Source organism: Streptomyces bauhiniae (genome assembly GCF_004784475.1).
GTDB classification, from domain to species: domain Bacteria; phylum Actinomycetota; class Actinomycetes; order Streptomycetales; family Streptomycetaceae; genus Streptomyces; species Streptomyces seoulensis.
The window spans coordinates 455,492-477,372 of record NZ_SRRT01000007.1; the positions used below are offsets into that span (position 1 = coordinate 455,492).

Annotated in this window: 26 protein-coding genes; 16 read left to right on the forward strand and 10 right to left on the reverse strand. The window is 72.8% G+C overall.

The features are described from left to right. Positions 1 to 72: 72 nt before the first annotated feature. Positions 73 to 435, forward strand: coding sequence for a DsrE family protein (locus E5083_RS24865; protein WP_135787906.1), 363 nt, complete (start codon positions 73 to 75; stop codon positions 433 to 435). Positions 436 to 459: 24 nt separating this feature from the next. Then, entirely contained in the window at positions 460 to 840 is a 381-nt protein-coding gene (locus E5083_RS24870) for a VOC family protein (RefSeq protein ID WP_135787907.1), read from the forward strand. Here E5083_RS24870 and E5083_RS24875 read toward each other — a convergent pair. The 8 genes from E5083_RS24875 to E5083_RS24905 all read right to left on the reverse strand — a co-directional run bounded on the left by E5083_RS24875 (position 837) and on the right by E5083_RS24905 (position 5,992). After that, a complete protein-coding gene (locus E5083_RS24875; RefSeq protein WP_078858349.1) occupies positions 837 to 1,100 on the reverse strand; it encodes a DUF3099 domain-containing protein in 264 nt (87 codons plus the stop codon). The genes E5083_RS24870 and E5083_RS24875 overlap by 4 nt on opposite strands. 98 nt (positions 1,101 to 1,198) lie before the next feature. Then, a complete protein-coding gene (locus E5083_RS24880; protein ID WP_031183962.1) occupies positions 1,199 to 1,486 on the reverse strand; it encodes a DUF1416 domain-containing protein in 288 nt (95 codons plus the stop codon). Positions 1,487 to 1,552: 66 nt separating this feature from the next. Next, entirely contained in the window at positions 1,553 to 2,398 is an 846-nt protein-coding gene (locus E5083_RS24885) for a sulfurtransferase (protein WP_135787908.1), read from the reverse strand. Positions 2,399 to 2,526: 128 nt separating this feature from the next. Next, complete coding sequence (locus E5083_RS32270) at positions 2,527 to 2,607, reverse strand: Ms5788A family Cys-rich leader peptide (RefSeq protein ID WP_350751515.1); 81 nt, start codon at positions 2,605 to 2,607, stop codon at positions 2,527 to 2,529. 229 nt (positions 2,608 to 2,836) lie between these two features. Beyond that, positions 2,837 to 3,574: an LmeA family phospholipid-binding protein gene (locus E5083_RS24890; protein ID WP_135787909.1), complete on the reverse strand. Its 738-nt coding sequence runs from the start codon at positions 3,572 to 3,574 to the stop codon at positions 2,837 to 2,839. Between the two features lie 183 nt (positions 3,575 to 3,757). Next, complete coding sequence (locus tag E5083_RS24895) at positions 3,758 to 4,807, reverse strand: hypothetical protein (protein WP_135787910.1); 1,050 nt, start codon at positions 4,805 to 4,807, stop codon at positions 3,758 to 3,760. After that, complete coding sequence (locus tag E5083_RS24900; protein WP_135787911.1) at positions 4,804 to 5,058, reverse strand: MoaD/ThiS family protein; 255 nt, start codon at positions 5,056 to 5,058, stop codon at positions 4,804 to 4,806. Before E5083_RS24900 ends, E5083_RS24895 begins: the two co-directional genes overlap by 4 nt. 67 nt (positions 5,059 to 5,125) lie before the next feature. Beyond that, positions 5,126 to 5,992, reverse strand: a complete 867-nt coding sequence (locus E5083_RS24905) for an alpha/beta hydrolase (protein ID WP_135787912.1) — start codon at positions 5,990 to 5,992, stop codon at positions 5,126 to 5,128. Between the two features lie 111 nt (positions 5,993 to 6,103). On the opposite strand from E5083_RS24905, the gene E5083_RS24910 reads away from it, so the two are divergent. The 6 genes from E5083_RS24910 (at position 6,104) to E5083_RS24935 (ending at position 11,727) form a co-directional block, all read left to right on the forward strand. Further along, complete coding sequence (locus E5083_RS24910; protein WP_135787913.1) at positions 6,104 to 6,898, forward strand: winged helix-turn-helix transcriptional regulator; 795 nt, start codon at positions 6,104 to 6,106, stop codon at positions 6,896 to 6,898. Between the two features lie 107 nt (positions 6,899 to 7,005). Then, positions 7,006 to 8,031 carry a LacI family DNA-binding transcriptional regulator gene (locus tag E5083_RS24915; protein ID WP_135787914.1) on the forward strand — a complete coding sequence of 342 codons (1,026 nt, stop codon included), beginning with the start codon at positions 7,006 to 7,008 and terminating at the stop codon, positions 8,029 to 8,031. A 101-nt stretch (positions 8,032 to 8,132) separates the two neighbouring features. Beyond that, positions 8,133 to 9,161, forward strand: a complete 1,029-nt coding sequence (locus E5083_RS24920; RefSeq protein WP_135787915.1) for a S1C family serine protease — start codon at positions 8,133 to 8,135, stop codon at positions 9,159 to 9,161. 56 nt (positions 9,162 to 9,217) lie between these two features. Next, positions 9,218 to 9,451, forward strand: coding sequence for a hypothetical protein (locus E5083_RS24925; protein ID WP_135787916.1), 234 nt, complete (start codon positions 9,218 to 9,220; stop codon positions 9,449 to 9,451). A 90-nt stretch (positions 9,452 to 9,541) separates the two neighbouring features. Beyond that, positions 9,542 to 10,276: a response regulator transcription factor gene (locus E5083_RS24930; protein ID WP_135787917.1), complete on the forward strand. Its 735-nt coding sequence runs from the start codon at positions 9,542 to 9,544 to the stop codon at positions 10,274 to 10,276. Next, entirely contained in the window at positions 10,273 to 11,727 is a 1,455-nt protein-coding gene (locus tag E5083_RS24935; RefSeq protein WP_135787918.1) for a sensor histidine kinase, read from the forward strand. Before E5083_RS24930 ends, E5083_RS24935 begins: the two co-directional genes overlap by 4 nt. Here the strand turns inward: E5083_RS24935 and E5083_RS24940 are convergent. Continuing rightward, complete coding sequence (locus E5083_RS24940; RefSeq protein WP_135787919.1) at positions 11,724 to 13,343, reverse strand: ABC-F family ATP-binding cassette domain-containing protein; 1,620 nt, start codon at positions 13,341 to 13,343, stop codon at positions 11,724 to 11,726. The two genes, E5083_RS24935 and E5083_RS24940, sit on opposite strands and share 4 nt — an antisense overlap. 88 nt (positions 13,344 to 13,431) lie before the next feature. On the opposite strand from E5083_RS24940, the gene mshD reads away from it, so the two are divergent. From mshD to E5083_RS24975, 7 genes are all read left to right on the forward strand, one after another. Beyond that, positions 13,432 to 14,358 (forward strand): mycothiol synthase, encoded by a 927-nt coding sequence (gene mshD / locus E5083_RS24945; protein ID WP_135787920.1) that lies wholly within the window; start codon positions 13,432 to 13,434, stop codon positions 14,356 to 14,358. 104 nt (positions 14,359 to 14,462) lie between these two features. Continuing rightward, positions 14,463 to 14,849, forward strand: a complete 387-nt coding sequence (locus tag E5083_RS24950; RefSeq protein WP_135787921.1) for a GntR family transcriptional regulator — start codon at positions 14,463 to 14,465, stop codon at positions 14,847 to 14,849. Continuing rightward, positions 14,846 to 15,730 (forward strand): ABC transporter ATP-binding protein, encoded by an 885-nt coding sequence (locus E5083_RS24955; protein ID WP_135787922.1) that lies wholly within the window; start codon positions 14,846 to 14,848, stop codon positions 15,728 to 15,730. Before E5083_RS24950 ends, E5083_RS24955 begins: the two co-directional genes overlap by 4 nt. After that, positions 15,727 to 16,677, forward strand: coding sequence for an ABC transporter permease (locus E5083_RS24960; protein ID WP_135787923.1), 951 nt, complete (start codon positions 15,727 to 15,729; stop codon positions 16,675 to 16,677). The genes E5083_RS24955 and E5083_RS24960 overlap by 4 nt, the downstream gene beginning before the upstream one ends. 216 nt (positions 16,678 to 16,893) lie before the next feature. After that, positions 16,894 to 19,146 (forward strand): RNA degradosome polyphosphate kinase, encoded by a 2,253-nt coding sequence (locus tag E5083_RS24965; RefSeq protein WP_135787924.1) that lies wholly within the window; start codon positions 16,894 to 16,896, stop codon positions 19,144 to 19,146. Next, positions 19,127 to 20,155, forward strand: a complete 1,029-nt coding sequence (locus E5083_RS24970; protein WP_425276748.1) for a CHAD domain-containing protein — start codon at positions 19,127 to 19,129, stop codon at positions 20,153 to 20,155. The genes E5083_RS24965 and E5083_RS24970 overlap by 20 nt, the downstream gene beginning before the upstream one ends. Positions 20,156 to 20,171: 16 nt before the next feature. Further along, complete coding sequence (locus E5083_RS24975) at positions 20,172 to 20,603, forward strand: NUDIX hydrolase (protein ID WP_135787926.1); 432 nt, start codon at positions 20,172 to 20,174, stop codon at positions 20,601 to 20,603. Between the two features lie 26 nt (positions 20,604 to 20,629). Here E5083_RS24975 and E5083_RS31330 read toward each other — a convergent pair whose 3' ends face one another. Next, positions 20,630 to 20,794, reverse strand: coding sequence for a hypothetical protein (locus E5083_RS31330; RefSeq protein ID WP_167513627.1), 165 nt, complete (start codon positions 20,792 to 20,794; stop codon positions 20,630 to 20,632). Between the two features lie 153 nt (positions 20,795 to 20,947). Here E5083_RS31330 and E5083_RS24980 point away from each other — a divergent pair, with 153 nt between their 5' ends. Further along, complete coding sequence (locus E5083_RS24980) at positions 20,948 to 21,820, forward strand: SCO4651 family lipoprotein (protein ID WP_135787927.1); 873 nt, start codon at positions 20,948 to 20,950, stop codon at positions 21,818 to 21,820. The last annotated feature ends 61 nt before the right edge of the window (positions 21,821 to 21,881 follow it).

Here is a 21,881-nt window from a genome sequence, read left to right on the forward strand (position 1 = left end):
CGGTGGTCCGCGCTCCACAGCAGACCCATGGCATGTCCATGTAGTTGCAGGGCGCCGGATTACGATTCGGTCATGGCGAACAAGCTCGTGATCAAGGTGACCTCCGGGGCCGATGCTCCGGAGCGGTGTTCTCAGGCGTTCACCGTGGCGGCGGTGGCCGTGGCGAGTGGGGTGGACGTGTCGGTGTGGCTGACCGGGGAGTCGGCGTGGTTCGCGCTGCCGGGGCGGGCGGCGGAGTTCGAGCTGCCGCATGCGGCGCCGTTGGAGGACCTGCTGGAGTCGGTGCTGTCGGCGGGGCGGGTCACGTTGTGCACGCAGTGCGCGGTGCGGCGGGACATCGGGGAGGGGGACGTCCTCGAAGGCGTACGGATCGCCGGGGCGCAGGTCTTCGTGCAGGAGGTCATGGCGGACGGCACGCAGGCCCTCGTCTACTGATCGTCCGCCTGCCAGAATCGGCCCATGCTGAGGCTCGGGACGATCGTCATGGGGGCCGCCGACGTGCGGCGGGCCGCGGAGTTCTGGGGGCGCGCCCTCGGGTACGTCCCGCGTGACGGCGCGGTGGACGAGGGCTGGACCGTGCTGGTCCCGGCGGACGGGCAGGGTCCCGCGATCGCGCTCGGGCTGAGTACCTCGCCGGTGCAGGAGAAGCCCCGCGTGCACCTGGACCTGTACGTGGACGACCGGGCGGAGCAGGAGGCCGAGGTGGCCCGGCTGACCGGTCTCGGCGCCGAGCGGGTCGAGTGGGAGCTGTACCCCGAGAACCCCGACTTCGTGGTGCTCGCCGACCCCGAGGGCAACCGCTTCTGCGTCATCGACGCGAGCCACACCCCGGCTGACTAAGACCGCGGGCGTTTCTTGCCGTCCAGCTCGTCCCACCAGTCGTCGGACTCGGGGTCCCCGGAGGGGGCGTCCCACCACCGGTCCTCGGGCCCGCGCCGGTTCGCGACCATCGCGGCCACCGGCGGGATCACCATGGCGAACAGGCACATCCCGACCGCCGCCGGGACGGACCAGATCCGGACCACCGCCCAGGCGAGGACGAAGAGGACGACGCAGACCCCCATCATCACGAAGTACCAGCGACGCCGCCGTGCGTACATGAGTCCAGAGTAGGGCCGGACAGCCGGAAGGGCCGCGCCCCAGGTGTCCAACCCGGTGGGCGCGGCCCCTGCCCCGGCCGCGAGCGTCCGCGTACGTCTCAGACGGCGATGGCGACCTCGGCCAGACCGCCCGGCTGGGCGACGACCGTGCGGTCGGCGGTGCCGCCGGGCACCAGGGCGCGTACGGTCCACGTGCCCTCGGCCGCGTAGAAGCGGAACTGCCCCGTGGCGGAGGTGGGGACCTCCGCGGTGAACTCGCCCGTCGAGTCCAGCAGGCGGACGTAGCCCGTCACCGGCTCGCCGTCCCGCGTCACCTGCCCCTGGATGGTGGTCTCACCGGGCTTGATCGTTGAGGCGTCCGGGCCGCCGGCCTTCGCTCCACACATGTCTTTCTCCGTAAGGGGTCTGACCGGAAGGCCGGTCGGGATGAACTCTGGCTGCCCAGAAGGGACTTACTTGGCTGCGCCCAACTCGATCGGCACGCCGACCAGCGAGCCGTACTCGGTCCAGGAACCGTCGTAGTTCTTGACGTTCTCCACGCCCAGCAGCTCGTGCAGCACGAACCAGGTGAGCGCCGAGCGCTCGCCGATGCGGCAGTAGGCGATGGTGTCCTTGGCGAGGTCGACGTCCTCCGCCGCGTACAGCTCCTTCAGCTCCTCGTCGGACTTGAAGGTGCCGTCGTCGTTGGCGTTCTTCGACCACGGGATGTTGCGGGCGCTGGGCACGTGGCCGGGGCGCTGCGACTGCTCCTGCGGGAGGTGGGCCGGGGCGAGCAGCTTGCCGGAGAACTCGTCGGGCGAACGCACGTCGACCAGGTTCTGGCTGCCGATCGCGGCCACCACGTCGTCGCGGAAGGCGCGGATCGCGGTGTTCTGCGGCTTGGCCTTGTACTCGGTCTTCGGCCGCTCGGGCACCTCGTCGCCGGGGACCAGCTCGCGGGCGTCCAGCTCCCACTTCTTGCGGCCGCCGTCGAGGAGCTTGACGTTGTCGTGGCCGTAGAGCTTGAAGTACCAGTACGCGTAGGACGCGAACCAGTTGTTGTTGCCGCCGTAGAGGACGACCAGGGTGTCGTTGCCGATGCCCTTCTCCGACAGGAGCTTCTCGAAGCCCTCCTGGTCGATGAAGTCGCGGCGGACCGGGTCCTGGAGGTCCTTGGTCCAGTCGACGCGGATCGCGTTGCGGATGTGGTTCTTCTCGTAGGCGGACGTGTCCTCGTCCACCTCCACGAGGGCGATGGTCGGGTCGTCGAGGTGCTCCTGCACCCAGTCGGCGTCGACCAGGACGTCGCTGCGGCTCATGCTTTTTCTCCTCCGGGGCAGTCACGGTGGCGTGCGGTGAGAGGGGTGCGCGCGCATACGGGTGCGGCGGCGCACGAATGCCCTTCCAGCAGGGCGGCATGGAGATGCGGGAGTGCGGTGACTTCCGCTCAGAAGGGGCGACAGAGCATGGCGGCAACGCGGCACAGGTCCACTGCCCGCCGCTTCGTGAGATCCGCCTGTCGCTTCATGTCGTCGATCGTAAGGAGATCCGGGCGCACGTGTCACCGGCGTGTCGGATGATGAGACACGATCGTCCGGATACTGGTCACTCTGCGAGCAGGCGATCGTACGGAAAGCGCCCCGGCGCCCGGATTCCGGGCCCCAGGGCGCTTCCCCAGGTCTTCACGCCCACCGCACATCTGCTTGACGGACAACGCGTCTCGCCAGTCGGACAGGTGTACGAGGCTCTCGCCGGTCCTACCCGGCCAGCTTCAGGTCCGAACCCGTCACGCCGATCCGCACCCCGTCCGCCGTGGCCCGCACGCTGCTCACCGCGATGCCGCCCGGCAACTGGTCCAGGGCCTGCTGGAAGTCGGTGATCTGGCGGAAGGTGCCGTCCGCCAGGTTAGCGCCCGCGATCTCCGGCAGCGTGTCCGCGTGCACCGAGACCTTGCCGCCCTTGACGTCGAGGGAGCTGAGCACCGGGATGGTCCGCTGGATGTTCAGCGCCGGGATGCCGAGCTTCACCGAGACCTTGATCTTGCCGTCGCCGCCGTCACCGAGGCCGGTGATCTGGGCGGTGATGCCGGGCGCCAGCTCGGTCGGCTCGGTCTTGGCGGCCTGCATGAGCTGGTCGTAGGCGATGGTGGCGGAACCGGTGCCGCTCTTGGCGGTGGCCGAGGAGTAGTCCCCGGAGAACTTCACGTCCTTCAGGTCGGCCTTCAGGTCGTCGATACGGATCGTGCGGCCCTCGGTGCCGGTGGGCACCGGGTACGACTTGATGCCCAGCTCCACGTCGTCCAGCGAGCCGCCCGCCACCTGGGTGAGGAACGGGAAGCCCTGGATGTCCACGTCCGGCGTCGTGGCGAGGTTCTCCCGCGCCCGCACCCGGTCCGCGACCTCACCCTCGGCGAAGTGCACCGCCACCCGGTCCGCGATCACGAAGAGCCCGCCGAGGATCACGACGAGGATCAGAAGTATTCGCAGGGCCCGCATGTTCTCCCCAAGGGTCGGCGGCTCGATTCCGGCGCCGCCACCGTAGCCCCGCCGGAGCCGCCCGGACGGAAATTGTGGATCACCTGTGACGGGCCCACGCCGTACTGCGGCTTTTCCCGCGTTTACCCCCGGCGAATTCAAGAAACCCCGGCCGGAAATCGCTCCCGGCCGGGGGTGTGCACGTCAGGCGAAGACGCGGCCCAGGAGCCAGACCGCCGGGGCGGCGGCTGCGAGGGGGAGGGCTACGCCTGCGGTGAAGTGGACGAAGCGGGAGGGGTAGTCGTAGCTGGCCACGCGGTGGCCGATGAGGGCGCAGACCGCCGCGCCGGCGCCGAGGGCCGCGCCCTGGGAGCCCAGGTCGGTCAGGCCGCCGACCGCGAAGCCGGCGCCCGCAGCGGCGAGCAGGGAGACGACGACCGAGACCGGGGTGGGCATGGGCAGCGCGCGGACCAGGACGGCGACCGCGACCGCCGCAGCGCCGGCCGAGACCGCGGCCGGGGAGGCGCCCAGGTAGCCGGTGGCGAGGATGGCGAGCGCCGAGGAGGCGACCGTGGCCATCAGGCCGTACATCCGCTCGTCCGGCGAGGCGTGCGAGCGGAGCTGGAGGACCAGGGCCAGCAGGACCCAGATGCCGAGCGGGCCGAGGATCGCCACCGGCGCCTGCTCGCGGCCCGCCGCCAGCACGGCCGCGTCGGCGACCAGGCCGCCGAGGAAGGCCAGCGCGATACCCTGCCGGGCGGGCCACATGCCGTTCAGCCGGAACCAGCCGGCCGCCGTCACGGCCTGCAGCAGCACCAGCGGCACCACCAGGGCGTACGAGCCGAGCGGCGCGGCCACCGCGAGCAGGGCGCCGAGCAGCGCGGTGAGCGCGGCGGGCTGGATGCCGGGCTCGATGACCGGCGAACGGCCCTCCAGGCGGGCCCGCTGGGCGTCGGTGATCCGGGCGTTCCCGGCGAGGGTGGCGGGACCGAAAGCGGGCTCCGGCTCAGCGGCCGGGGGAGCCGTGTACGGCTGCTCGGCCACCGGCACCGCGTGGTTCTGGGTGTCCCAGGTCTGCCCCTGCCACTGCTGAGGCGTGCCCTGCTGGGCCCCGTAGGGGTCGGCGTAGGGGTTCGGGAACTGCGGCTGCCCGGGGGGCGGGGCCCAGTTGCCCGGGGTCCGCTGCTGCCCGTAGGGGTCGTACCCCGAGTACGGGCCGCCCTCGTACGACTGCTGGTCGCTCAACGCCTTCATCCTCCTGCGAACGGCGGGAGCACCTCGACCGTGCCGCCCTCGGCCAGCCGTACCGTCTCATGCGCGCGGGTCCCGACGGGAGCGCCGTCGACGAGGAACGCGCACCTCTGCAGCACGCGGGTGAGTTCGCCGGGGTGCCGTTCGCGCACCGAGGCCAGCGCCTCGGCGAGCGTCTCGGCGTCGTACGGTTCGTCGGCGGTCCCGGCCGCGGCCTTGGCGGCGGCCCAGTAGCGCACCGTGACCTTGGGCATCTCGTTCCTCATCGGACAGCGGAAACAACAAAGAAAGAAACAACGAAGAAAGACGGTGCCGCCCAGGCTAGTCCGTCCCCCGGCCGGTGCGCGCCCGTGCCCAGCGGCCGATCCGGGCCAGCAGCTCGTCCCCGGCCGCGTTCTCCGCGTGCCCCATGCCCGGCTCCAGCCAGAGTTCGCCCGCCTCCCCGGCCGCGTCCGCGAGCATCCGGGGGTGGTCGAGCGGGAAGTAGCCGTCGCTGTCGCCGTGCACCACCAGCAGCGGGACCGGTGCCAGCCGGGCGGCCGCCTCCACCGGCGAGAGCGGGACGGGGTCCCAGTCGCGGTGGTGGATACGGGTGCGGAAGCCGTACCGGCCGACCAGCCGGCCCGAGGGGCGGGTGACCAGCCAGTGCAGCCGGCGCATCGGCGCCGTGCCGCGGTAGTACCAGCGGGCGGGCGAGCTGACCGAGACCACCGCGTCGACCGTGCCGGGGTTCAGCGCCGCGTGCCGCAGCACCACCGAGCCGCCCATGGAGAAGCCGACGCTCACCACGCGCGCGTGCCCGAAGCCGCGCGCCCACTCCACGGCCGCCGTCAGGTCCAGCACCTCCCGGTCGCCCACCGTGGAACGCCCGCCGGAGGCGCCGTGGCCCCGGAAGGAGAAGGTCACCACCGCCCCGTACGCGGCCAGCGCGCGGGCCACCCGGCGCACGTGCGGGCGGTCCACGTCCCCGGTGAAGCCGTGCGCGACCACGAAGACCACGTCCGCCGGGCCGTCCGCCGGGCCGTCCGCCGGACCCGTTTCGTATACGACGGGTCCGGGATCGTATACGGAATCGACGGCGATTCCGTCCGCCGTACGCAGAAAAGTCCGGACACCGGGGCCTTGACCCGTCTCGGAGTTCGGACGAATGGTGGAACGTGTCGCATGACCCGCCGGACGGTTGCTCATGTGGGCTATTCTGCTGGGCAGAGGACTCGGGCAGTGAAGCCCCCGAGTCCTCTTGTGCTTTCGGTACCGCACCGGACGCGTCCTCGCAGGGACCGAGGAGGAACCAGACGTATGAGTTCGCTGCTGCTCCTGACCAACGCCCTCCAGCCGTCGACGGAGGTGCTTCCCGCCCTCGGCCTGCTGCTGCACAACGTGCGGGTCGCCCCGGCGGAGGGCCCCGCCCTTGTCGACACCCCCGGCGCCGACATCATCCTCGTCGACGGCCGCCGCGACCTCCCCCAGGTGCGCAGCCTGTGTCAGTTGCTGCGCTCCACCGGGCCGGGCTGTCCGCTCGTCCTGGTGGTCACCGAGGGCGGGCTCGCCGCCGTCACCGCCGACTGGGGCATCGACGACGTCCTGCTGGACACCGCCGGGCCGGCCGAGGTCGAGGCCCGGCTCCGGCTCGCGATGGGCCGCCAGCAGCTCGTCACCGACGACTCCCCCATGGAGATCCGCAACGGCGACCTCTCCGTGGACGAGGCCACCTACTCCGCGAAGCTCAAGGGCCGGGTGCTCGACCTGACCTTCAAGGAGTTCGAGCTGCTGAAGTACCTGGCCCAGCACCCCGGCCGCGTCTTCACCCGCGCCCAGCTCCTCCAGGAGGTCTGGGGCTACGACTACTTCGGCGGCACCCGCACCGTGGACGTGCACGTACGGCGGCTGCGGGCCAAGCTCGGCCCGGAGCACGAGTCGCTGATCGGCACCGTCCGTAATGTGGGATACCGCTTCGTCACCCCGGAGAAGCCCGACCGGGCCGCCGAGGAGGCGCGTGCCGAGGCCCGGCGGGCCGCGTCCGGGCGGGCAAAGGCGGCGGAAGGGGACGCCTCGGCCGTCCGCGAGGACAGCGGGGTCGCGGCAGACGCTTAAAGCCGTCGCGGCCGGGGTAGTGCCAGGGCACCCCCGGCTGCCTCCGGCCCACGGTCCACGCCACGAATGCCCTGCCCAGAGCGGGTCAATCCGCGTAGACTCCGCGCGTGGCGAAGGTGACTCGGGATGATGTGGCACGGCTGGCGGGTACCTCCACCGCCGTGGTCAGTTATGTCATCAACAACGGACCCCGGCCGGTCGCCCCGGCCACGCGCGAGCGTGTCCTCGCGGCCATCCAGGAGCTGGGGTACCGCCCGGACCGGGTGGCCCAGGCGATGGCCTCGCGCCGTACCGACCTGATAGGTCTGATCATCCCGGACGCCCGCCAGCCCTTCTTCGGGGAGATGGCGCACGCGGTCGAACAGGCCGCCTCCGAGCGCGGGAAGATGGTCCTGGTCGGCAACACCGACTACATCGCCGAGCGCGAGGTCCACTATCTGCGGGCCTTCCTCGGCATGCGGGTCTCCGGTCTCATCCTCGTCTCGCACGCGCTGAACGACCAGGCCGCCGCCGAGATCGAGGCGTGGGACGCCCGCGTGGTGCTGCTGCACGAACGCCCGGAGGCCATCGACGACGTCGCCGTCACCACCGACGACCTCGGCGGCGCCCAGCTCGCCGTCCGCCACCTGCTGGAGCACGGGTACGAGTACGTGGCCTGCATGGGCGGCACCGCCGACACCCCGGCCGTGGGCGACCCGGTCTCCGACCACGTCGAGGGCTGGCGCCGGGCGATGTCCGAGGCGGGCCTGTCCACCGAGGGCCGGCTCTTCGAGGCCGCGTACAACCGCTACGACGCCTACCGGGTTGCGCTGGAGATCCTGGCCGGCCCCCGCAGACCGCCCGCGATCTTCTGCTCCACCGACGACCAGGCCATCGGCGTGCTCCGGGCCGCCCGCGAGCTGCGCCTGGACGTGCCGGGCGAGCTGGCGGTGGCCGGGTTCGACGACATCAAGGAGGCGGCACTCGCCGATCCGCCGCTGACCACGGTGGCCTCCGACCGCCCGGCGATGGCCCGCGCGGCGGTCGACCTGGTGCTGGACGACGGTCTGCGGGTGGCGGGCTCCCGCCGGGAGCGGCTGAAGACCTTCCCGTCCCGCCTCCAGGTCCGCGCGAGCTGCGGCTGCGGTCGCTGAAACCGCAGGTCAGCGGGGTCTCATAGGAACCGAAGGCGGTTCTGCCGGGGTTCTCAGCCGGGCCTCAGGAAGCTCTCATGGTCGCGGGACATGCTCCTCGTATGACCGAGAACACGCGCCGCATCGGCGGCCACGAGGACGAGCACCCCGAGGGAACTCCCGCACCGCCGTACGCGGCCTTCCCCGCGGCCGGCGTGCACCCCGAGTGGCCGCCCCCGCCGGCCCACGCCCCCGCCACGGGGGCCGGGCACCGGCGCAAGCGTCCCGGTGGTCCGGTCACGCTGCTCGCGGCGGTCGCGCTGGTCGCGGCCGCGGTCGGCGGAGGCACCGCCTACGCCTTCCAGCAGCTCACCGGGCACGGCACCACCGCCACCGACACGGCCACCCCGGTGGTCGCGGCCGGCAAGAAGGGCGACGTGGCCAATATCGCCGCGGCGCTCACCCCGAGTGTGGTCGAGGTCAACGCGACCCTCGCGAACGGCTCGTCCACCGGCTCCGGCGTGATCGTCAGCAGCGACGGCGAGATCGTCACCAACAACCATGTCGTCTCCGGCGCCTCCTCGGTGAAGGTGCGCACCAGCGACGGCACCAGCCGCACCGCCAGCGTGGTCGGCACCGACAGCTCCAAGGACCTGGCGCTGCTGAAGGTGGAGGGCGCCTCGGGGCTCAAGGCGGCGCCGCTCGGCACCTCTTCGGGCGTCCAGGTCGGTGACACGGTCGTGGCGATCGGCTCCCCCGAGGGGCTGACCTCCACCGTGACCAGCGGCATCGTCTCCGCGCTGGACCGGGACGTGACCGTCTCCACCGACGAGGGCCGGAGCGGGCAGGGACAGGGCGGCGACGAGCAGTGGCCGTTCCAGTTCGGCGGCCGTGAGTTCAACGGCGACACCGGCTCCTCGACCACCACCTACAAGGCCATCCAGACCGACGCCTCGCTCAACCCGGGCAACTCCGGCGGCGCCCTCATCGACGCCTCGGGCCGGGTGATCGGGATCAACTCCGCCATGTACTCCTCGGGTTCCCAGGCTTCCTCGTCCTCGGACGCGGGCAGCATCGGACTCGGCTTCGCCATCCCCGTCGACACCGTCAAGGCCGACCTGGCGAAGCTCCGGGCGGGTTCCACGAGCTGACAAGCAGGTTCACGCGACTCCAGCACAGCGCAGCACCGAGCAGCAGGGAGAACGTCATGATGAAGCGCGTCTCGCACCAGGCCCCTGTCTCCGGACCGGCGAACATCGCCGTCGCCCTCGAGGTGGCGCACGAGCTGCACACCCCCGACCCCAGCCCCCGTCTGCCCGAGCTGCCCACCCCCGCGCCCCAGCTCATGGGTCTGCGCACCTCCGCCGCCCGCCCGCACCGCCGCAAGGTGCCGCTGAACCGCCTCACCGCCCTGACCCGGCTCACCCCGGCCGGGGTCTGACCCCCCGGCCTCGGACGCGGCGGAGCCGAAACGTGCGAGGCTGATAACCGCCCGTCCACGCCCCACCGCACCCACGAGGTACCGCCAGCGATGAGCCCCGCCGAAGGCGACCGTGACCCCCAGCGCATCCTGATCGTCGACGACGAACCGGCCGTCCGCGAGGCCCTGGAACGCAGCCTCGCCTTCGAGGGGTACGACACCCGGGTCGCCGTCGACGGAGCGGACGCGCTGGAGCAGGCCGGGGACTACCGGCCCGACCTGGTCGTGCTGGACATCCAGATGCCCCGCATGGACGGCCTGACCGCCGCCCGCCGCATCCGGAACACCGGGGACACCACCCCGATCCTGATGCTGACGGCCCGTGACACGGTCGGGGACCGGGTGACCGGACTGGACGCCGGGGCCGACGACTACCTGGTCAAGCCCTTCGAGCTGGACGAGCTGTTCGCCCGCATCAGGGCCCTGCTGCGGCGCAGCTCGTACGCGGGAAGCGTGTCCGCCGAGGCCCGCGAGGACGAGGCGCTCACCTTCGGCGACCTGCGGATGAACCTCGCCACCCGCGAGGTCCGGCGCGGCGAGCGGCCGGTGGAGCTGACCCGTACGGAGTTCACGCTGCTGGAGATGTTCATGGCGCACCCGCGCCAGGTGCTGACCCGTGAGCAGATCCTCAAGGCGGTGTGGGGCTTCGACTTCGAACCCTCCTCCAACTCCCTCGACGTGTACGTGATGTACCTGCGCCGCAAGACCGAGGCGGGCGGCGAGCCCCGGCTCGTGCACACCGTCCGGGGCGTCGGGTACGTGCTGCGGCAGGGCGGCGCCGAGTGAGAAGGCTGCTGCGCCGCTACCGGGCGCTGCCGATCCGGGCGCGGCTCGCGATGCTGGTCGCGGCGGCCGTCGCCTTCGCGGTGGCCGCGGTGTCGGTGACCTGCTGGTTCATCGTGCAGGGCAAGCTCTACAGCGAGATGGACGAGCGGTTGCAGAGCCTCGGCCGGCCGCTCAGCCCCGACCAGGTGACCACGCTGCTGCTGACCTGCCCGCAGTCCCCGGGTGCCGACGAGGGCCCGCCGTCCTTCCTGTACCTCCAGATCGTCACCGCCGAGGGCAAGACCTGCGTCACCCCGTTCTCCGAGGGCACGGTCAAGACCACCGACGCGGACATCGCCGCCGCCCGGCACGCCACCCTCGGCCGGCGCACGCTGCGCGACGGCGTCGACTCCAAGGGCGGCGACGTACGGGTGATGACCAGCGCCGTACCCGTCGGCGGGGCGCCGGGGACGCAGCCGTACCCGGAGGTCGCCGTGATGGTGGCCTTCTCCCTCAAGGACACCCAGCGCACCCTGAACGACCTGGCGCTGATCCTGCTGCTCGTCTCCGGCATCGGCGTGGTGGGCGCGGGCGTGGCCGGGCTCGCGGTGGCGCGGGCCGGGCTCCGGCCGGTGGACAAGCTGACCGAGGCGGTCGAGCACGTGGCCCGCACCGAGGACCTGGCCGTCCGCATCCCGGTGGCCGACGACAGCGACGACGAGGTGGCCCGGCTCTCCCGGTCCTTCAACTCGATGACGACCGCGCTGGCCGGGTCCCGCGACCTCCAGCAGCAGTTGATCGCGGACGCCGGGCACGAGCTGCGCACCCCGCTCACCTCGCTGCGCACCAACATCGAGCTGCTGACCCGCAGCGAGGAGACGGGCCGCCCGATCCCGGCCGCCGACCGCAAGGCGCTGCTGGCCTCGGTGAAGGCACAGATGACCGAACTGGCCGCACTGATCGGGGACTTGCAGGAGCTGTCCCGTGCCGAGGGGCAGCGCGGGGAGCGGGTCCAGGTGTTCTCCTTCCAGGAGACCGTCGAGGAGGCGCTGCGCCGGGCCCGGCTGCGCGGGCCGGAACTGACGATCACCGCCGACCTGGAGCCCTGGTTCGTGCGGGCGGAGCCCTCCGCGCTGGAGCGCGCGGTGGTCAACATCCTGGACAACGCGGTGAAGTTCAGCCCCGAGGGCGGCACGGTCGAGGTCCGGCTGACCGACGGCGTGCTGACCGTACGGGACCACGGTCCGGGCATCCCGGCCGACGAACTCCCGTACGTCTTCGACCGGTTCTGGCGCTCCCCCAGCGCCCGCGCGCTGCCCGGCTCGGGACTCGGGCTGTCCATCGTGGCCCGTACGGTCCAGCAGGCGGGCGGCGAGGTCACGCTCGACCGCGCCCCGGACGGCGGCACGGTCGCCACCGTCCGGCTGCCGGGCGCGCCGACGCCCCCGCCGGAGACGCAGCAGGAGCTTTAGCGGGCGCGCTCCACCCGGCGTTCGTCCCACACCGGTTCCGGGGTCTCGCGGACCCGGCCGTCGGAGCCGAAGACCAGGAAGCGGTCGAAGGAGCGGGCGAACCAGCGGTCGTGGGTGACGGCCAGCACGGTCCCCTCGTACGCCTCCAGCGCCTCCTGGAGGGCCTCGGCGCTCTCCAGGTCCAGGTTGTCGGTGGGCTCGTCCAGCAGCAGGGCGGTGGTGCCGGCGAGTTCCAGCAGCAGGATCTGGAGCCGGGCCTGCTGGCCGCCGGAGAGCCGCTCGAAGTTCTGCTCGGCCTGCCGGTCGAGGCCGTAGCGGCGCAGGATCGACATGGCCGGGCCGCGCGCCTGGGAGTGCTCGGACCACAGGATGTCCAGCAGGGTGCGGCCGACCAGCTCGGGGTGGGCGTGGGTCTGCGCGAAGTGCCCCGGCACCACCCGCGCGCCGAGCTTGAACAGCCCGGTGTGCGCGACGTCCGCCCCGGCCAGCAGGCGCAGGAAGTGCGACTTGCCGGAGCCGTTGGAGCCGAGGACCGCGACCCGCTCGCCGTAGAAGACCTCCAGGTCGAACGGTTTCATCAGCCCGGTCAGCTCCAGCGCCTCGCAGGTGATCGCGCGCACCCCGGTACGGCCGCCGCGCAGCCGCATCCGGATGTCCTGCTCCTTGGGCGGCTCGGGCGGCGGCCCGGCCTCCTCGAACTTGCGCAGCCGGGTCTGCGCGGCCGCGTACCGCGAGGCCATCTCGTGGCTGACCGAGGCGGCCTGCTGGAGGGTGACCACCAGCTTCTTGAGCTGGGCATGCTTCTCCGACCAGCGCCTGCGCAGCTCCTCGAAGCGGGCGAAGCGCTCGCGGCGGGCCTCGTGGTAGGTGGCGAAGCCGCCGCCGTGCACCCAGACGTCGGCGCCGCCCTCGGCGGGCTCCACGCTGACGATCCGCTCGGCCGAGCGGGCGAGCAGTTCCCGGTCGTGCGAGATGAACAGCACGGTCTTGCGGGTGGCCCGGATCTGCTCCTCCAGCCAGCGCTTGCCGGGCACGTCGAGGTAGTTGTCCGGCTCGTCCAGCAGCAGCACCTCGTCGTGGCCCCGGAAGAAGTACTCCAGCACCAGCCGCTTCTGCTCACCGCCGGACAGGGTGTTCACCTGGCGCCACTGGGCCTGGTCGTAGGGGATGCCGAGGGCGGCCGTGGTGCAGATGTCCCACAGGGTCTCCGTCTCGTACCCCTGGGCCTCGGCCCAGTCGGAGAGGGCCTGGGCGTACGCCATCTGCGCGGCCTCGTCGTCCACGGTCATGATCGCGTGCTCGGCCTCGTCGACCGCCTTCGCGGCCGTGCGGATGCGCTGCGGGGCGACGGAGACGAGGAGGTCGCGGACGGTCGACCCGTCGCGGACGCCGCCCACGAACTGGGGCATCACCCCGAGTCCGCCGCTGACGCTCACCTTGCCGCCGTGCGCGTCGAGTTCGCCCGCGATGATCCTGAGCAGCGTCGTCTTGCCCGCGCCGTTCGGGCCGACCAGCGCGACGGCCGAGCCCTCGCCGACGCGGAACGACACATCACCGAGCAGCGCCCGCCCGTCCGGCAGGTAGTACTCGAGATGCGCCACGTCCAGATGTCCCATGCCCCGCATTCTCCCCGCTCGACCCCGCCGGGCGGAAACGGATTCCCGCGCACCCGGCGCCGGCCGCGCGCGCCGTACCCTCGTACGCATGAGCAGCGACGACTCCGTACGGTCCTTCCCCGCCCGCTCCCTTCAGACGCACGCCGCACTCACGCCGGACCAGGCCGAGGCCGTGCTCGCCCTCCTCGCCGAGGCCGCCCGCGCGGACGGGCAGCAGCCGGTGTCCGAGCAGGGCCGGCTGCAACTGCGCGGCGGCGCCCGGCCTGGCGTCTCCCATCTGCTGCTGTACGCCGGGGACGAACTGGTCGGCTACGCCCAACTGGAGGACACCGACCCGGTGGAGGCACCCGCCGCCGAGCTGGTCGTGCGCCCCTCGCACCGGGGGCGCGGGCACGGCCGGGCGCTCGGCACCGCCCTGCTGGCCGCCTCCGGCAAGCGGCTGCGCATCTGGGCGCACGGCGGCCACCCGGCGGCCCGGCACCTCGCGCAGGTGCTCGGCCTGACCCTGTTCCGCGAACTGCGCCAGATGCGGCGGCCGTTGACCGGCCTGGAGCTGCCCGACCCCGTCCTCCCCGAGGGCGTGACGGTACGGGCCTTCGAGCCGGGCCGGGACGAGGAGGCGTGGCTCGCGGTCAACGCGGCCGCGTTCGCCCACCACCCGGAGCAGGGCTCGCTGACCCGGCGCGACCTGGACGACCGGGAGAGCGAGGCGTGGTTCGACCCGGCCGGGTTCTTCCTGGCCGAGCAGGACGGCGAGCTGGTCGGCTTCCACTGGACCAAGGAGCACGCCGAGGAGGGTCTCGGCGAGGTGTACGTGGTCGGGGTGCGCCCCGGCCGCCAGGGCGGCGGCCTCGGCAAGGCGCTCACCACGATCGGCCTGCGCCACCTGGCCGGCCGCGGCCTGCCCACCGCGATGCTCTACGTCGACGCGGACAACAAGGCGGCGGTGTCGGTGTACGAGCGGCTGGGCTTCACCACCCACGAGACGGACCTGATGTACCGCACGGAGACGTGAATCTCCGCTCAGCAGGCGTGAGTTGAGGGGCGTCCGGGCTTGACGGGCGCCCCTCTTCTGCACCACCCTTCCACTACTCAATTAGTGAAAGGGTGGTTCAACGCGTGGTCGAATACCGCATCGACCGGCACAGCGGGGTCGCCACCTACGTCCAGATCGTCCAGCAGACCAAGCAGGCCCTGCGCCTCGGACTGCTGCGCCCGGGCGACCAACTGCCCACCGCTCGCGAGGTGGTGGAGGCCACCGCCATCAACCCCAACACCGTCCTGAAGGCGTACCGCGAGCTGGAGCGGGAGGGGCTGGTGGAGGCGCGGCGCGGGATGGGCACCTTCGTCCGCCGCACCCTCGGCGCCGCCCCGGCCGACTCGCCATTGCGGGCCGAGCTGGAGGAGTGGGTGGCGCGGGCGGTCACGGCCGGGTGGGACCGGGACGACATGGCGGCCCTGTTCACGGCCGTCCTCGACAGGAACTTCCAGGGAGAACGTTCATGAGCGACACCGCGATCGAGGCGGCCGGCCTCGGCAGACGGTACGGACGGCGGGGCGCCTGGGCGCTGCGCGACTGCGCGTTCCGGCTGCCGGCCGGGCGGGTGTGTGCCGTGGTGGGCCCCAACGGTGCCGGAAAGAGCACCCTGTTCGCCCTCGCCGCCGGTCTCATGGCGCCCACCGAGGGCGAGTTGCGGGTCCTGGGCACCTCACCGGCCGACGCCCGGCCCCGCGTGGGCTACGTCGCGCAGGCCAAGCCGCTGTATCCGCAGCTCACGGTCGCGGAGACGCTGCGCATGGGCGCCGATCTCAACCCCGGCCGCTGGGACGCGGCGGGTGCGGAGCGGATCGTCGCCGGGGGCGACCTCGACCCCGGTGCGCGGATACGGTCCCTATCCGGCGGCCAGCGCACCCGCGTGGCGCTCGCCCTCGCGCTGGGCAAACGGCCCGAACTCCTGCTGCTGGACGAGCCGATGGCCGACCTCGATCCCCTCGCCCGGCACGATCTGATGGGCGTGCTGATGGGCACGGCCGCCGAGCACGGGACCACGATCGCGATGTCGTCCCATGTCGTCGCCGAGGTGGAGGAGTCGTGTGATCACCTGCTGCTGATCGGCTCCGGCCGGGTGCGGCTGGCCGGGGAGATCGACGAGCTGCTCGACGCCCACCTGCGCGTCGCCGGGTCCGCCGAGGAGGGCGCGCTGACCGGGCACACGGTGGTCGAGTCCCGTACCACCGGGCGCCAGCTCTCCGCGCTGATCCGGCCGACGGGGCCTGTCCCGGGCGACTGGCGCACCGGGCGCCCCACCCTGGAGGACCTCGTCCTCGCCCACCTGCGCGGCGCGGACGCGCCCGCGCTCACCCTGACCGAGGAGCGCGCCGCGTGAGCAGTCTTTCCGTCTCCACCCGCTGGACGTTCCGGCTGCACCGGTGGGCGCTGATCGTGTGGGGCGCGCTGGTGGTGGCGATCGGCGGTCTGCTGCTGTGGGCGGCGGGCCCGCTCGCCGCCCAGGCCGACCGCGTCTGGCGCCGGCTGGAAGCCTGCCCCGACCTCGACATGTGCGGCACCGTCGACATGGGTCCGTACGCCACCACGTACCTGCTCCTGACGTACGCCATGACTCTGCTGCCGTTCGTCGTGGCGGCATGGGCGGGCGCCACGCTGACCGCGCGGGAGCTGGAATCGGGCACCGCGCTGACGGCCTGGACCCAGGGCGTCAGCCCGGTGCGCTGGCTGGCGGTCCGGATGGCGATGCCCGCGGTGGTGCTCGCGGTGGGCGCGAGCCTGCTGGTGGTCGTGCACCGGTCCGCATGGGGAGCGGCCGAAGATCCGGGCCATCGTCCGCCCTGGTGGCAGCCCTTCACCTTCCACGCTAACGGCCCCACGACCGTCGCCGCCTGTCTCGCCGCCCTGGCCGTGGGCGCACTGACCGGCATACTGGTCAGCCGCACCCTGCCCGCCCTCGGCATCACCGTCGGCGCGACCGCGCTGCTGTTCGCCGCCGCCCACTGGCTCATGCCGTACCTCTGGCCGTCGGTGACCGAGGTGTCGCGGTTCCAGGACGGTTACCGGGGGCTGTACACCGGGGTCGAGATCTCGCACGGCATGACGACCCGCTCGGGGACCCGCGTTCCCACCCCGGAATGCGACGCGAGAAGCATGGACGTGTGCCGGCGGATCTACGAGCAGCACGACGGCACCGGCTTCTACACGACCTTCCACCCCGCCTCCCACTTCTGGCCCCTCCAGCTCACCACCACCGCCCTGCTGCTCCTCGTGACCGCCCTGCTCACCGCCGCCTCCTTCGTGGTGCTGCGGCGCCGTACCGGCTGACCGGTGGGGCGGTCCCCTGGGGGCCGCCCCCCGATTTCCCGGACGTCATGTGCCCGTAACCCTTGATTCAGAACCGCTTGCGACCCTCGGGCGATGGAACCCGTGGCCCCCCACTTTCAGCCGCGGCCCGAGGGGGCCGAGGGTGGCGCGTCCGTTCCCGCGGATCACTTGAGAACAGACGCTGCCGTAACGCCCCTGGCGCGGAAGAATGGGTTCATGAGTCAGCGAGAAGCCCAGGTACCGGCCCACCCGTCCCCCGACGCCGCCCTGCGGCCGCAGCCCCCCGTGGGCTCGATCGCCGCCCACCGGCCGCACACGGTCGCGGCGACCGTCTCCGACCTGGAACCCGATCTCGACGCCGACCTCGACGTGTACGAGGAGCGGGCCACCGACGGCGCCCCGCTGCCCCAGGGCCGCTTCCTGGACCGGGAGCGGAGCTGGCTCGCCTTCAACGAACGCGTGCTGGAGCTGGCCGAGGACCCCACCACCCCGCTGCTGGAGCGCGCCAACTTCCTCGCGATCTTCGCCAGCAACCTGGACGAGTTCTTCATGGTCCGGGTGGCCGGTCTGAAGCGGCGTATCGCCACCGGGGTCGCCACCCGCTCCGCCTCCGGGCTCCAGCCCCGCGAGGTGCTGGAGATGATCTGGTCCCGCTCGCGCGAGCTGATGGCGCGGCACGCCGCCTGCTACCACGAGGACGTCGCCCCCGCGCTCGCGGAGGAGGGCATCCACCTGGTCCGCTGGAGCGAGCTGACCGACAAGGAGCAGGCCCGCCTGTTCACCCTGTTCCGGCACCAGATCTTCCCGGTGCTGACCCCGCTCGCCGTGGACCCCGCGCACCCCTTCCCGTACATCTCCGGCCTCTCGCTGAACCTGGCCGTGGTCGTGCGGAACCCGGTCAGCGGCCACAAGCACTTCGCCCGCGTGAAGGTGCCCCCGCTGCTGTCCCGCTTCCTGGAGAGCAGCCCCGGCCGGTTCGTCCCGCTGGAGGACGTGATCGGCGCGCACCTGGAGGAGCTGTTCCCCGGCATGGAGGTGCTGGAGCACCACGCCTTCCGGCTCACCCGCAACGAGGACCTGGAGGTCGAGGAGGACGACGCGGAGAACCTGCTCCAGGCGCTGGAGAAGGAACTCATGCGGCGGCGTTTCGGGCCCCCGGTGCGCCTGGAGGTCGAGGAGGACATCGACCGCGAGGTGCTGGACCTCCTGGTGCGCGAGCTGAAGATCTCCGAGGCCGAGGTCTACCCGCTGCCCGGCCCGCTCGACCTCACCGGTCTCTTCCGCATCCACAGCCTGGACCGCCCGGAGCTGAAGTACCGCAAGTTCGTCGCGGGCACCCACCGGGACCTCTCCGAGGTGGAGTCCGCCTCCGCGCCGGACATCTTCGCCGCGCTGCGCCAGCGGGACGTGCTGCTGCACCACCCGTACGACTCCTTCTCCACCTCGGTGCAGGCGTTCCTGGAGCAGGCCGCGCAGGACCCGGACGTGCTGGCGATCAAGCAGACGCTGTACCGCACCTCCGGCGACTCCCCGATAGTGGACGCGCTGATCGACGCGGCCGAGTCCGGCAAGCAGGTCCTCGTCCTGGTCGAGATCAAGGCCCGCTTCGACGAGCACGCCAACATCAAGTGGGCGCGCAAGCTGGAGGAGGCCGGCTGCCACGTCGTCTACGGCCTGGTGGGCCTCAAGACGCACTGCAAGCTGTCGCTGGTGGTCCGCCAGGAGGGCGAGACCCTGCGCCGCTACAGCCACGTCGGCACCGGCAACTACCACCCGAAGACGGCCCGGCTGTACGAGGACCTCGGGCTGCTCACCGCCGACCCGCAGGTCGGCGCGGACCTCTCCGACCTCTTCAACCGGCTCTCCGGCTACTCCCGCCGCGAGACCTACCGCCGGCTGCTGGTCGCCCCCAAGTCCCTGCGGGACGGCCTGATATCGCGCATCGACAAGGAGATCCAGCACCACCGCGCGGGCCGCCCCGCGTTCGTCAAGATCAAGGTCAACTCCATGGTCGACGAGGCGGTCATCGACGCCTGCTACCGGGCCTCCCAGGCGGGCGTCCCGGTCGACGTCTGGGTGCGCGGCATCTGCGCGGTACGGCCCGGTGTCGCGGGGCTCTCGGAGAACATCCGGGTCCGCTCGATCCTCGGCCGGTTCCTGGAGCACTCCCGCGTGTTCGCCTTCGGCAACGGCGGCGAGCCCGAAGTCTGGTTCGGCAGCGCCGACATGATGCACCGCAACCTCGACCGCCGGATCGAGGCGCTGGTCCGGGTCACCGACCCCGGCCACCGGGCGGCCCTCAACCGCCTGCTGGACACCGGCATGTCCGACACCACCGCCTCCTGGCACCTGGGCCCCGACGGCGAGTGGACCCGGCACGCGACCGACGCCGACGGACACCCCCTGCGCAACGTACAGGAGATGCTCATTGACGCCCGGAGGCGCCGGCGTGGCACCACGACACCCTGACCGTCCCCACCCCGTCGCGGCGGAGGCCGTCCCCGCCGCGACGGACCCCGCCGGGGACGACCTGGCCGCGTATCTCCGGGCGCAGGCGACGGAGTTCCTGCGCGCGCTGCGGGCCCAGCGGGAGCACGGGAACGGGGCGGAGGGAGCCGCCGAGGCGGGGCGCGCGCTGCGCCGTTCCGCCCGCCGGATCAGCGCCGCCCTGCACACCTTCCGGGCCCTGCTCGACCCCGCCTGGGCCGACTCGATGCGGCCCGAACTGGCCTGGGTGTCCGGCACGTTGGCGCTGGAGCACGCACAAGAGGCGCGGCTGGACCGGCTGTTGCTGGCGTTGCACCGGCTGTCCGGGTCGACTCCGGTTCCGGTGGGGGCCGTGGTCCACGCGGGTGCTCCTTCGCCGGTGCCGGAGCGGGGCAGTCTCACCGTGGGGGCGGCCAAGGCGGGGGCGCTGCTGGAGCGCCGGCTCACCCTGGCCCGGACCCGGGCCCACTCCGCCGCGCTGGAGGCGCTGGGCTCCGCCCGCTTCCACGCCGTCGCCGACCGGATCGCCCTGCTGGCCAGCGACGTCCCGCTGGCGCCGGGTGCCGCGACCGCCGGCCTGGGCCCGCTGGCCGCCGCCGCCGAGGACCGCCTCGCCGGTGCCGTATCCGTGCTGCCCCTGGTCACCGCCGGGGACCCCTACAACGCGCAGGCCCTGGTCCACGGCCTCTCCCCCGACCCCGCCCCGCACCCCCAGGACGGCCCCTGGCACCAGGTACGGCTCCTGCTCCGCCTGCACCGCTACGCCCGCGAGATCCCGCACCCCGCCCCCGCCGACCCCCGCCTGCGCCAGGCCGCCGAGGCCCTCACCCGCCACCGCGACGCCGCCGAGGCCGCCGCCGAAGCGGCCCAGGCCGCCCGCACCCCCCGCATCGCCCCCGCCACCGCCTACGCCCTCGGCGTCCTCCACGCCGACCAGCGCCACGAGGTGGAGGCCGCGAGGTTCACCTTCCAGCAGACCTGGCAGTCCTGACCCAGAGGAGCCCCCCGTGCCCAGCGGACCCCACGCGCTCCCCAAGCTCATCCGCGCCGCCGGCTGCGTCCTCTGGCGCCGGGCGCCCGGCACCGGCGCGCTGGAGGTGTGCCTCGTGCACCGGCCCCGGTACGACGACTGGTCGCATCCCAAGGGCAAGCTGAAGCGCGGGGAGTCGGCGGAGGCGGCGGCCGTGCGGGAGGTCGGGGAAGAGACGGGCTACGCGGCCGAGTTGGGGGCCGAGCTGCCGACATTGCGGTATCCGGTCGACGGACGGCCCAAGCAGGTGCGGTACTGGGCCGCCGAGGCCGTGTCCGGGGCGTTCGTGCCCAACTCCGAGGTGGACCAGGTGGTGTGGCTGACGCCCGCCGAGGCACGTACCCGGATCAGCCACCCCCGCGACCGCGATCTCCTCGCCGCGCTCACCCAGCGGCTCGAACACCACTGAAAGCGCGGGCAAAAAGAGCGGAGCGCTCACGCTCCCCCGAGGTGCCCCTCCGCGTCCGTCCGCGCCTGGCTGCGCGCCCGCCGGGCCGGACCCCGCCAGCCGCAACTGCACCGCGCCACACAGAAGCGCCCCTGCTCGGTCGTCTCCGTACGGTGTTCCCGCGCCCCCTCGGGGCCCTCCTCAGACGCCACGGCGCCACGCTACCGGCCGTGCGCCGGGGCGTGCGCGCGCCCCCTCCCGCCTCCTGAAGGGCCGGCCGGCGCGTGACGGCACTCCCTACCCGTCGTTAACCGGAACGACAGGGGGCCAGTGACGGACATAACCGGCTGGGGGTTAGGCAGGCCATGGATCGGCGGCAGCACACGCGCGCGGGCAGGACGGGCGTCGCGGTGGGGATCATGGGACTCACGGTCGGGCTCGGGGCGAGCACCTCGGGGTGTTCCGGCAGCGGAGTCGCCGCCGAGGGGGTGAACGGCGCGGGCGGCGAGCCGGTGGCCGTGCTCCGGCAGGCCGCCGACACCCTGCGCGCGGCGGGCACCGCCCGGGCCACCACCTCCATGGAGATGGCCACCGGCGGCACCCGGGTCACCATCCGGGGCCGGGGCGTCTACGACTTCCGGCGCCGCCTCGGCGAACTGACCGTGGTCCTCCCGGCGGACCCCACCGGCACCCCGGAGCACCGGCCCATCACCGAACTCCTCGCCCCCGGCGCCCTGTTCATGAAGAACCGGGGCGCGGGCGTGCCCGCCGACAAGTGGGTGCGGATGGAGGCGGCCACGGCCTCCGACGGCAACCTGGTCACCGGCGGCGCGACCGACCCGTACGCCGCCGCCGAGGTGCTGCGCGGGACCCGTACCGCCACCTACGTGGGCCGCACCAGCGTCGGCGGCACCGCCGTACGGCACTACCGGGGCACCGCCGACCTGGCGGGCGCGGCCCGCGCGGCCTCGGCGGACAACCGGGCGCCGCTCGCGGCGGCGGCCAAGGGGTTCGCCACGGCCGAGGTCCCGTTCGACGCGTATCTGGACGACGAGGGCCGTATCCGCAAGCTCCGCCAGCGCTTCAGCTTCGTCAACGGACGCCAGGCGGCGGCCGTGGCGGTCGCCTCCACCACCCTGCTGCACGCCTTCGGCACCGCCGTGGACGTGACGCTGCCGCGCGAGGCCGACATCTACGCGGGCCGTCTCGCGGAGGGCCAGGGGGCCCCGGCGGACTAGCCCGTCCGTGCCATGCGCGGCGCGTGGCGCGATCCCTACTCTAGGAAGCCGGTACCGGCAG

Excerpts from the sequence above, each read along its gene's own strand:
- E5083_RS24865 (WP_135787906.1), top strand. The coding sequence starts at position 73 with ATGGCGAACAAGCTCGTGATCAAGGTGACCTCCGGGGCCGATGCTCCG.
- E5083_RS24870 (WP_135787907.1), top strand. The coding sequence starts at position 460 with ATGCTGAGGCTCGGGACGATCGTCATGGGGGCCGCCGACGTGCGGCGG.
- E5083_RS24875 (WP_078858349.1), bottom strand. The coding sequence starts at position 1,100 with ATGTACGCACGGCGGCGTCGCTGGTACTTCGTGATGATGGGGGTCTGC.
- E5083_RS24880 (WP_031183962.1), bottom strand. The coding sequence starts at position 1,486 with ATGTGTGGAGCGAAGGCCGGCGGCCCGGACGCCTCAACGATCAAGCCC.
- E5083_RS24885 (WP_135787908.1), bottom strand. The coding sequence starts at position 2,398 with ATGAGCCGCAGCGACGTCCTGGTCGACGCCGACTGGGTGCAGGAGCAC.
- E5083_RS32270 (WP_350751515.1), bottom strand. The coding sequence starts at position 2,607 with ATGAAGCGACAGGCGGATCTCACGAAGCGGCGGGCAGTGGACCTGTGC.
- E5083_RS24890 (WP_135787909.1), bottom strand. The coding sequence starts at position 3,574 with ATGCGGGCCCTGCGAATACTTCTGATCCTCGTCGTGATCCTCGGCGGG.
- E5083_RS24895 (WP_135787910.1), bottom strand. The coding sequence starts at position 4,807 with ATGAAGGCGTTGAGCGACCAGCAGTCGTACGAGGGCGGCCCGTACTCG.
- E5083_RS24900 (WP_135787911.1), bottom strand. The coding sequence starts at position 5,058 with ATGCCCAAGGTCACGGTGCGCTACTGGGCCGCCGCCAAGGCCGCGGCC.
- E5083_RS24905 (WP_135787912.1), bottom strand. The coding sequence starts at position 5,992 with ATGAGCAACCGTCCGGCGGGTCATGCGACACGTTCCACCATTCGTCCG.
- E5083_RS24910 (WP_135787913.1), top strand. The coding sequence starts at position 6,104 with ATGAGTTCGCTGCTGCTCCTGACCAACGCCCTCCAGCCGTCGACGGAG.
- E5083_RS24920 (WP_135787915.1), top strand. The coding sequence starts at position 8,133 with ATGACCGAGAACACGCGCCGCATCGGCGGCCACGAGGACGAGCACCCC.
- E5083_RS24925 (WP_135787916.1), top strand. The coding sequence starts at position 9,218 with ATGATGAAGCGCGTCTCGCACCAGGCCCCTGTCTCCGGACCGGCGAAC.
- E5083_RS24930 (WP_135787917.1), top strand. The coding sequence starts at position 9,542 with ATGAGCCCCGCCGAAGGCGACCGTGACCCCCAGCGCATCCTGATCGTC.
- E5083_RS24940 (WP_135787919.1), bottom strand. The coding sequence starts at position 13,343 with ATGGGACATCTGGACGTGGCGCATCTCGAGTACTACCTGCCGGACGGG.
- mshD (WP_135787920.1), top strand. The coding sequence starts at position 13,432 with ATGAGCAGCGACGACTCCGTACGGTCCTTCCCCGCCCGCTCCCTTCAG.
- E5083_RS24955 (WP_135787922.1), top strand. The coding sequence starts at position 14,846 with ATGAGCGACACCGCGATCGAGGCGGCCGGCCTCGGCAGACGGTACGGA.
- E5083_RS24965 (WP_135787924.1), top strand. The coding sequence starts at position 16,894 with ATGAGTCAGCGAGAAGCCCAGGTACCGGCCCACCCGTCCCCCGACGCC.
- E5083_RS24980 (WP_135787927.1), top strand. The coding sequence starts at position 20,948 with ATGGATCGGCGGCAGCACACGCGCGCGGGCAGGACGGGCGTCGCGGTG.